Raw genomic sequence first — 14,063 nt, 5'->3', positions numbered from 1 at the left:
TTTTGATGATGAAGAGGTAGGCATGGTTGATACTGGATTCGTTCCGACGGCGGGTAGTAAGGCTCGACCGTTGCGAATCGGGCTCGATATCGGCTCGACGACGGTCAAGGCGGTCGTGCTTGATGGCAGTGACGACCTTGGGGATACGATGTTTTCCGATTACCGGCGTCACAACGCCAACGTGCGTGCAACGGTGGCCGGGCTGATTCGCGACATTGCGGATCGACTCAAAACGAGCGGTGATGAGGATCGTCCGGTGCGCCTGGCAATCACGGGTTCCGGCGGACTGGATCTCGCGGATGACCTGCAGACCCCGTTCGTCCAGGAGGTCATCGCCGAGACCGAGGCTATCGATAAGGTCTATCCCGAAGCGGACGTCATCATCGAACTGGGCGGCGAGGATGCAAAGATCACATACCTCAAACCCACCCCGGAGCAGCGCATGAACGGTTCGTGCGCGGGCGGCACCGGTGCGTTCATCGATCAGATGGCCACCCTTCTTGACACGGACGCATCCGGTCTCAACGACATGGCCAAGAACTACAAGCTGCTCTATCCCATCGCCTCCCGGTGCGGCGTCTTCGCCAAATCCGACATTCAGCCGCTGATCAACGATGGTGCGGACAAACCAGATCTGGCCGCTTCCATTTTTACGGCCGTCGCCACTCAGACCATAGGCGGCCTGGCCTCAGGTCGCCCGATCCACGGCAATGTCATCTTCCTCGGCGGCCCGCTCTTCTTCCTGTCCGAACTGCGGGAGGCCTTCGCCCGTCAGCTTGAAGGCAAGGTTGACCGATTCATACTGCCCAAGGACGCGCATCTGTATGTGGCATACGGTGCGGCCTTGATCGCGGGGGAGGACAATCAGCTTGACGATGGTACTCATGCGGCATTCGCCGACCGTACTTGCGAGGATATCCTGAACGACCTTGAGGCTCTCAAGGGGAAGAAGGTCAACACCTCCACCATGCCGCCGCTGTTCGAGACGGAGGAGGACCGCAAGGCGTTCAACGAAAGGCATCACAAGGAGCACATCCATGTGGGCACGCTCGACGGGGCGAAGGGTCCGCATTTTTTGGGCATCGATGCAGGTTCGACCACCATCAAGGCGACTTTGATTAATGACGACCGAGAAATCGTGTGGTCGTCATACTCGACCAATGACGGCAGCCCGCTTGACGCGGCCATAGAGATCGTGCGCAAGATCGAGACCGATCTGCCGCAGGGGGCGTGGATCGCCCGCAGTTGCGCCACCGGCTATGGCGAAGGTCTTATCACCGCCGGTCTGCACCTTGACGAGGGCGTGGTCGAGACGATGGCACACTACCGTGGGGCCGAGATGGTCAGTCCGGGCGTCACCTCCGTGATCGACATCGGCGGACAGGATATGAAGTACCTGGCCATCAACGACGGGGTGATCGACTCGATTTCCGTCAACGAGGCATGCTCGTCCGGTTGCGGCTCGTTCCTGCAGACATTCGCGCAGTCCATGGGCCTGACGATTGAGGAGTTCACCAAGGCGGCGCTGGCTTCCGATCATCCGGTCGATCTTGGTTCACGGTGCACCGTCTTTATGAACTCGTCGGTCAAGCAGGCGCAGAAGGAAGGCGCCAGCATCGAGAACATCGCGGCGGGCCTGTGCTATTCGGTGGTGCGTAATGCTCTGTATAAGGTCATCAAATTGCGTGACACAGGCCAGCTTGGCGACACCATCGAGGTGCAGGGCGGCACCTTCCTCAATGACGCCGTGTTGCGTGCCTTCGAGCTGCTGACCAAGCGCGAGGTGACCCGGCCGAACATCGCCGGTCTGATGGGCGCGTATGGTGCGGCTTTGACCGCACGAATGCATTATGTTGACGAATATGACAACGACCCGGCCGCGGACCACACCGTTTCCAGTCTGGTCGGCCTCGACGGCCTCGACAACCTATCGATGACCTCCAAACGCGATGTATGCAAGCTGTGCCAGAATCGTTGCAAGCTTACGATCACCACTTTCCAGGATGGCTCGCGTTACGTCACGGGCAACCGTTGCGAGCGCGGCGGCGACGCCAACAAACAGCGCAGCGACCGCCCGAACCTCTACGATTACAAGTACAAGCGCGCCTTCGCCTACCGTCGTCTGACCGACAAGAAGGCCACGCGCGGCGCCATCGGTATTCCCCGTGTGCTCAACATGTACGAGAACTACCCCTTCTGGTTCACCCTGCTGACAAGCCTGGGCTTCAAGGTGATGATCTCCGGGCGCAGCTCGCACGAGCTGTTTCAGTCGGGCATCGAATCCATCGCATCGGAGAACATCTGCTATCCCGCCAAGCTGGTGCACGGGCATATCAAGTGGTTGCTCAACAAGGGCGTTAGGACCATCTTCTACCCCTGTGTCTCCTATGAAGAGGACGACCTTGTCGATGGCGGTACCGACAACCACTACAACTGCCCGATCGTGGCCAATTACCCGGTCGTCATCCAGGCGAATATGCCCGAGCTGCGCGAAGAGGGTGTGCACTATATGCGCCCATACTTCAATCTCGCCAACCACGAGCTGATGGTCGATCGCATCGTGGAGGAGTTCGCGTGGGCGAACGTGACCCGCGAAGAGGCTCAGACGGCCGTCAAAGCCGCCTATGCTGAAGATAAGATCTTCAAGCATGACGTGCAGCAGGAGGGGCTCCGGGCGCTTGCATACATGAAAGAGCATGACTGCCGTGGCATTGTGCTGGCTGGTCGGCCGTATCATGTCGACCCCGAAATCAACCATGGCATTCCCGAGACGATCTGCTCGTTGGGGATGGTGGTGCTCTCCGAAGATTCAATCTGCGAGTTGCAACCCGGTGAGGATCTTCATTTAAGCGAATATCTGAGTGATGGCGAGGACGATCCTCGCGCCAAGAACGAGGGCGGTTTCCGCAAGGTGGACGACCGGAAGGTCGTCAAGATGCCGTTGCGCGTGGCCAACCAGTGGGCCTACCATTCCAGGCTTTACGCTGCGGCGCATTTCGTTGCGTCGTATCCGGGGCTGGAATTGGTGCAGCTCAACTCCTTCGGCTGCGGCATCGACGCGATCACCACCGATCAGGTTTCTGAGATTTTGGCAGATAAATCCGACGTTTATACGCTTCTGAAGATTGACGAAGTGAGCAACCTTGGCGCGGCGAAGATTCGTCTGCGTTCGCTCAAAGCGGCCATCGAGGAGCGCGAAGCGAACAAGGCCAAGCTTGCCGCCGATACGGTGACCGGTAATCAAAAGGGCGAGAGTGCACAGTCCGACGGCGATCAGGCGTTAGTGAACTCTTCTGAGGGCCTTAGCGACAAGGATCCTCAGGCACAGAAGGCCGAAGCCGAACGTGAAGCCCGGCTCAAGGATGCCCGAACCAGGCTCGAACAGGCCAAAACGCAACTGGCCGCCGCGCAGGCTGCGGTCGATCAGGCCCAGCAGGAGGCCGATTTGAGGTCGGCTGAGGTTGCGGCTACCACGGATGCCGTCAATGATGGTGGTGATGTCCAGTCCGCTGGTGCTTTCGATAGCGCCAATACCGGCAATAACGCTGACGGCATGGGCTCGGAGCAGGGTGCAGACAAGCAGGTCCCTGTCGACAGGCAGGGCGCGTTCCGTAAGGCGGGATCTCCGGCGCCCACGCCCGGTCGTCAAGTGCTTCTTGATTCGGTGATGAAGGCGAATCCGAAGCTGACGCAGGCCATGAAGAACGTCTCACGTCGAGCCAACGGCGCAACGGCCGGGTCGCAGGATTCCGGGGCGGCCGTCGCCGACGCCGGGAGGTCCGGCAAACAGCGCTCGAAGGGCACCCTTTCGGCTTACGCCCATAAGGTGCGCTTCCAGAAGAACATGCGCAGGGACTACACAATCGTCGCCCCGCAGATGAGCCCGGTCCACATGAGCCTGGTCGAATCGGTGATTCGTTCGGGAGGCTATAAGTTCGACGATTTGAAGGTCGCCAGCAAACAGGATGTGGAGACCGGCCTCAAATATGTGAACAATGACGCCTGCTACCCGGCGATCATGGTCGTGGGTCAGCTGGTCGATTCGATCATCGAGGGCAAATACGATCCCGATAAGGTGTGCCTGGCCATCACGCAGACCGGCGGCATGTGCCGGGCTACGAATTACTATGGCCTCATCCGCAAGGCGTTGGTGGATGCGGGCTATCCGCAGGTGCCGGTCATCGCGCTTTCCACGCAAGGCATCGAGGACAACCCCGGCTTCCAGGTCACCATTCCTCTGTTGTGGCGTGCCGTCAAGGCCCTGGTGATTGGCGACTTGCTGATGAAGTGCCATTATCGCGTTCGTCCTTACGAGAAGGAGAAGGGCAGCGCCAATGCGCTGTACCGGATGTGGGATCAGATCGTGCGCGAGACCATCGAGCATCATGGTTACTCGAAGACGGCCAAGGACAGGATCGGCAAGGGGTATCTGCCGTATCAGAAGCTGCTTAACGAGATTGTCAGGAGTTTTGACGCGCTCCCGTTGAAGCATATTCCACGCAAGCCTCGCGTGGGGGTGGTCGGTGAGATTCTCGTCAAATACCATCCAGATGCCAACAACCATCTGGTCGATGTGATTGAGGAACAGGGGTGTGAGGCCGTGGTGCCCGGCATCATGGAGTTCATGACCACCAATCCGTACATCACTGACTGGAAGGAAAGGAACCTCGGCATGGGCGGCAACCAGAAAGCGTATGCCCTTATGCGCTGGGGTCTTGATCGCATCCAGAACCCGGTGCGCCGTGCCATCGATCTTGCGCATGGCAAGTTCAGTCAGGACACTCCGATGCCTGAGCTCGTGGAAATGGCCTCAACGGTCACTTCCATCGGCGTGCAGGCCGGTGAGGGATGGCTTCTGACCGGCGAGATCCTCGAACTGATCAAATCGGGCTGTCCGAACGTGGTGTGCGCCCAGCCGTTCGCATGTCTGCCCAATCATGTCACGGGACGTGGCATGTTCGGCAAGATTCGCAGACTCCATCCCGAGGCCAACATCGTCTCCATCGACTATGACCCCGGTGCCTCCGAAGCCAACCAGCTCAACCGCATCAAACTGATGATCGCTGCGGCCAAGAAGAACCACCAGAAGCTTACCGCCGCCGACTGATCGGTCTCATAAGCGGATCAGACGCTTAAGCGGCAGGGTGCCCCGACCACTGTTGACCGTGATCGAGGCACCCTGCCGTGTTTCGCCTGCCTCTCTGCCGCTTCCCTGGGTGCCGAATTCGTCCTTAAACCAAATCAAGGGTCATGATGTGCCGTCGATGATGCGATTGCGGAATTCTGCTGCGGCCAGTTGAGCCGATGACACGAAAACGTATGGGCGCGACCGATGGACGGGGTTGTCGAATCGGTCGCTGCGAACCACAGTACGAAAATCATGTCGTTCCAAGGTTCATGGCCGTCGTTGACGGGCAAACGATCGAGGTGACCGCCTGCTCGCCTTCGTGCAGCGTGATTTCATATAATATGGTCCGTCTTTCACCACTGGGCGCGCCAGTACTGAGGGGCGCAGGGTATTTCCTCGCGTGGTACGCGCAGTTTGGCGGCTGCGTTCGCCGGCCAGTGGGGGTTACGCATGGCGGCACGCCCGATGCTCACTGCATCGACCTGCCCGGTGCGAAGCATCGTCTCGGCCTGCTCCGGGCTTGAAATGCCGCCCACCACGCTGACCACGGCATCGGTGTTCGCCAACGCGTTTTTGACGGCCGCCCCCAGCGTCACATGAAAACCGGGGCCTGCGGGTTGCAACGAGGTCGCAACCAGGCCTCCCGATGACACGTCGACCCAGGTGACGCCGTGGTTCTCTACCAGGTCGCGCACCAGTCGTATTGAGGATTCGAGGTCCCAACCGCCTTCGACCCAGTCCGTGGCGCTGATGCGGACCCCGAGCGGCTTTGATGCCGGCCATGCCGCGCGCACCGCGTCCACCACTTCGTAGGTCAGGCGGGTTCTGCCGGTGAAGTCGCCACCGTATTCGTCGGTTCGGGTATTGGTGATCGGGGAGAGTGATTGGTGCAGAAGGTATCCGTGCGCGGCATGAATCTGTATCGCGTCATAGCCGGCGATGTCGGCCCGCTGCGCCGCCGTCGCGAAGTCGGTGGCGATGTCGTGCAGGCCTTCTTCGTCAAGGGCGGTGGTGGTTCGATATTTCGGCGCGACGGACTGGTCTGTCATGCCCACCGTCTGCCATCCGCCCTCATCGATCGGCACGGAACCTCCGGGCGTTCCCGCAAGCCAAGGCTGTCCCGAAGCGCGACCTCCCGCATGGTTGAGCTGCACCGCAGCGGCCGTGCCCTGCCTGTGCATGAACGAGACGAGGTGCGCATGCCCCGCCTCCTGATCGTCGTCGTACAGGCCTAAATCGCGCGGCGAGATGCGCCCGACCGGGTTCACCGTGGTCGATTCCACGGTGATCAGTCCCCAACCGCCTGCGGCCAACGAGCCGTAATGCTGCAAATGCCAGTCATTGGCCACTCCGTCCTGCCGTTCGACGGCATACTGACACATCGGAGACAGGATCGTTCGGTTCCGTAGCGTCAGCCCTTGGCCGGTAGGGGCGGGTATGGTCAACGACGAAAACAATGTGGTATCCATTCGTCAAACTCCTTTGAATGTGATTGTGGTTTCTGCCACCATTCTACGTCCCGCATTCCGGTTGTCACGTGGCCTCTGTGCGCGTATGTTTAGGTGTGGTCGTTACGTCGTTCCTCCTTGTTGCTGATGTTCCGAGTTGAACCGGCGCTGGGTCCTTGGTGCTGTCGGCTGTTCCGTGTTTAGTTTAAAAACTGTATCCGTTCTGTTTGTTTTGGGCTCGGCGCCTTTGCCTTTGACTGAGAGTTCATCGATATGACGAAGCGTCGCCGGGCCTTGAACAATGGTGATCCGACGACGCTTGTACAATGAGTTAAATCGTGCTATCTCACGGGTTCCTCAACGATACCGGACTTTGCGATCTCTCCCAACCAGTGCAGTGAGGGCTTCGCATGGCGTTCGAATGTATCGGGATTGATGCTCACCAGCCCGAAGGTAGGTGTATACGATCCCCATTCGTAGTTATCGAGCAACGACCAGTGAATGTAGCCGCGTACGTCGATACCGTCGTCCATTGCGGCCTTGAGCCCTTGCAACGCGCCGAACGTATAGTCGATGCGGCGGCTGTCGTCGCTTGTGGCCAAACCGTTTTCAGTTACGATGACGGGGATGTGCCCCGCGCGATCCCATGCGTTTCGCACCCCGATGCCGATGGCCGGGGGGAAGTACTCCCAGCCGCACAAGGTACGTTCGGCTCCGTCTGGAATCGGCTGCGGGCCGTCTTTACCGATGAATGTGCGCAGATAGCCTTGCACGCCGATCCAGTCGTCACCCTTGGCGGCATCGAGGTAGAAGTTTTCGCGTGGCCACGCGTATTCTTCCGTTTCCTGTTCGCAACCGGGCATGGCATGGAATGCTTGGGTGGCCACTGTCCAGCCAATCAGCATGCTCGGGTAGATTTCATGAAGGATCCGGCAGACTCCTTTGTGAGCTTCGACCAGTGTCTGACCGATTTCGAGATCCGGTACGGGCAGCGCCCCAGCGGTCATGTTGGTGCCTTCCTTGCCTCCCCGTGTCATTGCCACCATGTTGGGCTCATTGATGGTGCAGACGTAGGTGACATCATACAATATCGGTGCGATCTGGCGGACGTAACGGTTGAAGAGCGATACGGCATCCGCACTTTTCCAACCACCTTGTTCGGCGAACCAATATGGCAATGTCATATGGTTCAACGTCACCATGGGCTCTACGCCGTAGTGGCGGCATGTTTCGATCATATCCCTGTAGTGCAGGATTTGAGCGGTGGAGAAATGCTCTGGTTCGGGCTCGATGCGGGCCCACTCGATCGAGAACCGGTAGTATTGAAGTCCCGATTCTGCCAATAGGCGTATGTCTTGCTCGTATCGATTGTAACTGTCGCAGGCATCTGCCGAACGTTCCTTGAGACCGCTGTTCGACGATTGCTCCCGCCGCCACCAATCGGATGAGACGTTATTGCCCTCGATCTGATGGGCAGCGGTGGCCGCGCCCCAGAAGAAGTCCTTCGGGAAGCGCAGGGTTGTGGCTGAAGACATGGTGTCCTTTCAAAAATATAAGTGATGAATGCTGGAATGGCTGTTACTTGATGCCAGTCATTGTCACTCCTTGGATGAAGTACCGTTGCAGGAAGATGAACAGCAGCATGATTGGGGTGATGATGAGCACCGATCCAGCGAGCAGCACGCTATAATTCGTTGCGTTCTGGCCGGTCGAATACAGAGACAAAGCCACGGGCAGGGTGTATTTGCTGGTGCTCTGTGCCGCGACCAACGGCCACAGGAAGTTGTTCCAAGAACTGAGGAACGTCAGGATGCTCAAGGTGGCCAACGCAGGACCGCATTGGGGCAAAATGATTTGCGCGAAAATGCACAGCTCTCCGGCCCCGTCCATTCGTGCTGCCTCCATGAGCGCGTCTGGGATGTCGCCGATGAACTGTCTCATGAGAAACACTCCGATGGGTTGCACTAGGTAGGGTAGGATCAGTGAGGCGTATGTATTGACCAGATGCAGGTCGGAGACGATGACGAACAACGGCACGAACGTGGCCACCGATGGGATCATGAGGGTGATCATGACGCATGCGAACAGTACTTTTTTACCTGCAAAATCCATTTTTGCCAGCGCGTATCCGACCATTGAACAGAAGACGACATTGCCTAGAACGGTGATTACCGAGACAATGAGGCTGTTCATGAAATAGTTGCCGAAGTGCAATTCGGTGAACCATTTGTTGAAGTTGGCGAACGTGGCGTGTTGTGGGAAGAGTTTGGGCGGAATCGCAACGATTTCTTGCTGAGTCTTCAACGAACCCAGAATCATCCAGAAGAACGGAAATATCCAGATGGCGGCGATGACGGCCAACACGATGTAGATCGGCCCATGGGCGCGAACGAAGCGGGTCCACAATGGCGCTTTGTTTTCCGGTGTGGCAACACTGGTTGTTTTCATGGTTACCCTCCTAGTCGTCCGAACGCATCACACGGAATTGCAATACGCTTACCAGCGCGATGATGATGAACAGCACCCAGCTGGCCGCTGAGGACATACCATATTGCCCGAACCCAAACTTCTTGTAGATGTAGTAGGAAGCGGACAGCGTCGCGTTCAAAGGCCCACCCTGGGTCATCACGAACGATTCATCGAAGAACTGCAGATAGCTCACCGACACCAGGATCAACGACAACAGCAGCGTCGGTTTCAGCAGCGGTAGGGTGATATGGATGAAGCGCTGCCATGCGTTGCACCCGTCAATGGATGCCGCCTCCTCGACTTGACCGGACATCCCTTGCAATCCGGCTATGAAGATGATCATGCTCGTGCCGACATTTCGCCATACCGTCATGATAATCAGAGCGAGAAGTGCCACATGCGTGTCGTTGAGCCACGCCGGACCGTGGATGCCGATCGTCTTAAGCACGTTGTTGAGTAGGCCGTCATCTTGGAGAATGTACCGCCATACCACGGAGACGGCGACCACGCTGGCGACCACAGGCGCATAAAATAGCGCACGGAAGAAGGAGTTGAGATGTCTCATCCCCTTGTTGAGGGCCACGGCCAGCGCCAGTGCGATGATGATCGTCACGGGCACACCGATGATGACGAATGTTCCCGTCACCAGCAGGGAATGCCGGAACAGGGGGTCTTTGAACAGGGCGATATACTGCTGCAATCCTACGAAGTTGACGTTGAACGGCGTGCGCAGATCGTGTGCGGTTATGTCCGTGAACGACATGTACAGCGCCGAGAGCAGGGGCAGCAGCATGAACATCGAGAAGATGATGATGAACGGTAGGGAGAATCCCCAGGCAATCAAGGTTTGGCGATGACGCAGGGCCTTGCCGGAACCCTGCGTCTCTGCCTTACGACTGGTCATGGTTGATAGACGTCGCAATCACTTTCCAAGTCCGATGGAATCGGCCTGGGACTGCAGATCCTTCATGCCGTCATCGACCGAAACGGTGCCGCGGTAGATTTTCTCGACCACGCCGTCTGCGACGGAGGACACCTGCTGCCAGGTGTTGATGGAAGGAGCCGGCTTCGCATGCTTGAGTTGTTCGCCGAATGCGGCCAACTTGTCGTCATTCTTCAGCTCGGGGTCATTCCAAGCTTCGGTCTGCGTGGGCAGATCGGTGGAGAGCTTGTACCAGAGCACTTGGTTCTTCGGTTGGCTCGCCCAACGGATGAACTTCCAAGCCGTCTCCTGCTTCTTGGAGTCTTTGAACACAACCCAGTCGCATCCACCTAGGTATGAGGTGGAGTGGTCGGACTTTTCGTCCATCTTGGGGATCGGGGCCGTGGCGAACTTCTCGCTCATTCCTTCGCCGCCGGCTTCATTGATCTGACCGACGCTGGTGGGGCCTCCGAACAGCATTGCGGTCTTGCCGGATACGAACTCGTTGGTGTCGGAACCGGGGTTTGCGTCCACATTCGGGCTTGACAGACCTTCCTTGAAGAAGCTCGCGGAAAACTTCATGCCTTTTTTCATGCCTTCGGAGTCGAGGGTCCACTTCGAACCGTTGGTGTAGTCGCCGTCGGAGGAGAAATAGAACGGGCTGGCTCCCATGAAGGCGTCCGTGCCTTTTGGCAACTGACGGAGCGGATTGTCTACGCCGCTCTTCTTGAGGTCCGATGCCATTTGTTTTAGTTCGTCCCACGTCTTGGGGGCGTGGTCCCAACCAGCCTTCTCCGCAAGGTCGGTACGGTAATAAAGCACGCGTGTATCTGCATACCAAGGAAGGCCAAGCGTCTTATCTTTGATCTGAACCTCGTTGAGCATATCCTTCGGGAAGCCATCGGTCGAAAGATTTTTTGGCGTTTGGGCAAACGCTTCGGAGAAATCGGCCATCCAGGTGTTCGCCATCTGAGCCATATCCGGTTCGTTGCCGGCCGCGATGGCCGTCTGGAACTTGTCGTGGGCCGAAGACCAAGGGATACTGGTGACTTTGATGTGGGCGTCAGGGTTCTCTTTGTTGAAGGCGTCGACGAACTTTGGCAGTTTTTCGCCTTCGTTACCGATGGCCCAGACGCTCAGGTCACCTTTGGCGGGTTTGTCGTCCAATGTGGTGACGGCATTTCTGTTCGCCTCGCTGCCACCGTCTGTTTTGCGGCCGCAGGCGCTCAAACCTGCAAGGGTCGCAATGCTCAGTCCGGCAGCAATGAAGCGCTTCAAATTAATGATGTTCATACTTCTATCCTCTACTTCGAGTTTAGGAAGTGGTTACTTCCTAAACAATATTGAAGCGCTTCAAAAATAGTTTGTCAAATCGCAATTTTCGACCAGTGTTTTGCGTTGGTCGTAAAGTGTGTAGGTATATGGGCGGAAAAATGAGAGGATTGTTTTGTGGTAGGAAAGTCAACGCTTTATGATGTGGCGCTCAAAGCAGGCGTCTCTACTGGTACGGTTTCCCATGCCTTTCACCACCCTGAGTTGATCAAGGAAGACACGAAGATGAAGGTCCTGGATGCTGCCCGAGAGTTGCATTATTTTCCCAGCGGTAATGCACGTGGTTTGGCCAGTGGCAAGACAAACGCTATTGGCCTGTTTTCATTCGATATGCTCATTTCCTCACCGTTGTGGTATGTACCTAAGAGCAATAGTGATGGTGTTGTCGAAGAGCCTGAGATCTCGACTTTCCCGCTGTATGTCGATGAGATTGAACATGGCTTCGAGCTGGAGTGCAAAGAGCGTGATCAGGCGTTGGTTTTGCAAGCCTTACCCAATGGCAAGTATGAATCGTTCGTGGATTCTGTCGGTAGGGTTGACGGGGTAGCGCTCGTTGAGGGTTTTAAACCAGACATTGCGACAATCAAGGCTTTATGCGATCAGCGGCCAGTGGTGTTGCTGAGTGAACCTAAATCTTCGTATAATGCGCTATCCATTCAAGTCGATAATGTTGCCGGGACGTATGCGTTGCTCGATCATTTGGTTCTGACGCATCATGTGCGTGATGTTGCGTTTTTGGGTACGCTTGATTCCCCGGATTCGTATGAGCGGTACAACGCGTTGATGGAACGTGCCAAGCGGTACGATATCTCCGTGACGCACCCGTCTTTGGGGAAGTGGGGGGCTAGTATCGACCAAGCGATGGCTGAGGCAAGAACGTTTGTTGAAAGAGAGGATTTTCCTCAAGCTGTCGTATGCGTCAACGATCAGCTTGCGCTGAGTTTCATGGCCGTGATGCGGATGCTCGGCAGGCGCATTCCCGAAGATGTGATTGTCACCGGCTATGACGGGATTCTTGCCGGCAGGTTTTCATCGCCAAAACTGACTACGGTGCTTCAGCCGAGTCAGGCAATGGGGCGTCTGGCGGCCAGGTCGCTGATTGAGCGAAGAGGAAAGCCGTGGGGTGAACCGAAGTTTAAGCTGCTTCCCACTAAATTGGTCATCGGTGAGAGCTGCGGGTGCCGTCGGCCGTCAAGACCATCGATGGACAGGCTCGTTGCGGCGGATGTGTCGTGGTTTGATTCGATTAAAATGCGCAGGGGGCATAATTGGTAGCCGTATTCGCTTTGAGCGAATACGATGGTACCTATGAACAATGCAGTGCGGGTCAGTTACGCTCACGTTGGTGCAAAGGTGAATGCCAAACATGTGGCGAGTCTGGTGGATTATTTTGAGCGCGGCGCCAAGCCGGAGCGCGATGATGGGTACGGGGTCGAGATCGAGCACTTGCCCGTTCGCAACGGCACGGATGTGGCGGTTGGTTACGCGGAGCCCCAGGGTGTCGAGGAGCTGCTCGAACGTCTTCGCCCTTTCTACCGCGCCGATCAGGAGTTCGTCGAGGACGGACATCTGCTGGGTCTTAAGCGTCCGGGCATCGCGATTTCGCTGGAACCGGGAGCGCAGTTCGAGGTTTCCATAGGCGTGCTGCATCGACCGGAGCAGTTGCGTGAGATATACTCTCAGTTCCGCGCCGAGGCTGACCCGATTCTCGATGACCTGGGTTTCCGACTGATTAACTACGGCTATCAGCCCGTCACTGGTTTTGCGGATATCCGTATCCACCCCAAGCGCCGCTATGCTGCAATGAACGACTATCTTGGACATGTGGGGCAGTATGGCTTGAACATGATGCGTTGCTCGGCCTCCACCCAGGTAAGCATTGACTACTCGGATGAAGCGGACGCCATCGCCAAGATGCGTGTCGGTTCGGCTCTCAACCCCATCATCGCGCTGCTGTTTCGCAATATGCCGTATTTCGAGGGTAACCCGAGCCCGTGCCCGCTGATGCGGCAACGCATATGGGACAAGGCTGACCCGCAGCGCACCGGGCTTACGCCAGGCCTCTACGACCGGCGATTCGGCTGGGAGGACTACGCGGCGGACGTTCTGGCAACCCCGATGATGTTCGTCGATCTCACGCACACCCCCGAGGCCGCCGGTATGTCTGAGGATGAGCAAGAGTATGTTGCGTTCCGTCAGAACGCGGCGGACGTTTACCCCGATCGCCCTCTCAACGATTACGAGGTCGGGCATCTGCTATCCACGCATTTCAACGATGTACGGCTGAAGAACTTCGTGGAGATGCGACATTGGGATTCCCTTCCCATCGAGCGGGCCGAACTTCTGACGGCTACCGTGGGAAATCTGTATTATGATGACGCGCATTTCGCCCGGCTCAAGGATTTCTTCGATGGCGTCTCAGAGGTGGAGGTGGAGGCCGCCAAAGCCGACCTTCAGGCTCGTGGTCTCGATGCGCGGCCGTATGGTGTGTCGGTGTCGCAGTGGCAGGCTGCATTGGGGCTTATGGATACATTATCCGCCATCCCCGGCGACCCGGTGCATCCTGCGGTTTTTCAATCGTAGGTTTTTCAAGGGTTTTGGGTGAGTGCAGGTTTCAGCTTGCCTTATTTCAGCCCTTCGTCCAAATCCTGATAAAAAGCGACATTCCCAGGCCAAATTGTAGCCGGTCTGTAATAGCGTTGAAGTGTTGAATTCTGGATCCAATCGGCCACGTCTTATACGCTGGATTCCGATCGCGATCCCA

Annotated in this window: 8 protein-coding genes; 3 read left to right on the top strand and 5 right to left on the bottom strand. The window is 57.1% G+C overall.

From position 1 onward, the window contains the following. The first annotated feature begins 22 nt into the window (after nt 1-22). On the top strand, nt 23-5,107 hold the full coding sequence (locus BBOH_RS04085; protein ID WP_033521761.1) for a 2-hydroxyacyl-CoA dehydratase: 5,085 nt from the start codon (nt 23-25) through the stop codon (nt 5,105-5,107). A 374-nt stretch (nt 5,108-5,481) separates the two neighbouring features. Here BBOH_RS04085 and BBOH_RS04080 read toward each other — a convergent pair whose 3' ends face one another. The 5 genes from BBOH_RS04080 to BBOH_RS04060 form a co-directional block, all read right to left on the bottom strand. Further along, nucleotides 5,482-6,597 (bottom strand): NADH:flavin oxidoreductase/NADH oxidase, encoded by a 1,116-nt coding sequence (locus BBOH_RS04080; protein ID WP_033521763.1) that lies wholly within the window; start codon nt 6,595-6,597, stop codon nt 5,482-5,484. A 320-nt stretch (nt 6,598-6,917) separates the two neighbouring features. After that, nucleotides 6,918-8,111 carry a glycoside hydrolase family 1 protein gene (locus BBOH_RS04075; protein WP_033521764.1) on the bottom strand — a complete coding sequence of 398 codons (1,194 nt, stop codon included), beginning with the start codon at nt 8,109-8,111 and terminating at the stop codon, nt 6,918-6,920. 43 nt (nt 8,112-8,154) lie between these two features. Then, entirely contained in the window at nt 8,155-9,024 is an 870-nt protein-coding gene (locus BBOH_RS04070; protein WP_033521766.1) for a carbohydrate ABC transporter permease, read from the bottom strand. A gap of 10 nt (nt 9,025-9,034) precedes the next feature. After that, entirely contained in the window at nt 9,035-9,967 is a 933-nt protein-coding gene (locus BBOH_RS04065; RefSeq protein WP_237743124.1) for a carbohydrate ABC transporter permease, read from the bottom strand. Then, entirely contained in the window at nt 9,968-11,260 is a 1,293-nt protein-coding gene (locus tag BBOH_RS04060; RefSeq protein WP_033521770.1) for an extracellular solute-binding protein, read from the bottom strand. Between the two features lie 156 nt (nt 11,261-11,416). Here BBOH_RS04060 and BBOH_RS04055 point away from each other — a divergent pair, with 156 nt between their 5' ends. Continuing rightward, nucleotides 11,417-12,574: a LacI family DNA-binding transcriptional regulator gene (locus BBOH_RS04055; RefSeq protein ID WP_052118203.1), complete on the top strand. Its 1,158-nt coding sequence runs from the start codon at nt 11,417-11,419 to the stop codon at nt 12,572-12,574. A gap of 33 nt (nt 12,575-12,607) precedes the next feature. Continuing rightward, on the top strand, nt 12,608-13,882 hold the full coding sequence (locus BBOH_RS04050; protein ID WP_033521772.1) for a glutamate-cysteine ligase family protein: 1,275 nt from the start codon (nt 12,608-12,610) through the stop codon (nt 13,880-13,882). The last annotated feature ends 181 nt before the right edge of the window (nt 13,883-14,063 follow it).

The sequence above is a fragment of the Bifidobacterium bohemicum DSM 22767 genome (assembly GCF_000741525.1).
In the GTDB taxonomy this organism is placed as follows: Bacteria; Actinomycetota; Actinomycetes; order Actinomycetales; family Bifidobacteriaceae; genus Bifidobacterium; species Bifidobacterium bohemicum.
Note: the sequence above shows the minus strand (reverse complement) of the source record. Positions and strands in the feature narration are given on the sequence as shown.

Coding starts and splice junctions, on each gene's coding strand:
- BBOH_RS04075 (WP_033521764.1), bottom strand. CDS start 8,111: ATGTCTTCAGCCACAACCCTGCGCTTCCCGAAGGACTTCTTCTGGGGC.
- BBOH_RS04050 (WP_033521772.1), top strand. CDS start 12,608: ATGAACAATGCAGTGCGGGTCAGTTACGCTCACGTTGGTGCAAAGGTG.
- BBOH_RS04085 (WP_033521761.1), top strand. CDS start 23: ATGGTTGATACTGGATTCGTTCCGACGGCGGGTAGTAAGGCTCGACCG.
- BBOH_RS04070 (WP_033521766.1), bottom strand. CDS start 9,024: ATGAAAACAACCAGTGTTGCCACACCGGAAAACAAAGCGCCATTGTGG.
- BBOH_RS04080 (WP_033521763.1), bottom strand. CDS start 6,597: ATGGATACCACATTGTTTTCGTCGTTGACCATACCCGCCCCTACCGGC.
- BBOH_RS04060 (WP_033521770.1), bottom strand. CDS start 11,260: ATGAACATCATTAATTTGAAGCGCTTCATTGCTGCCGGACTGAGCATT.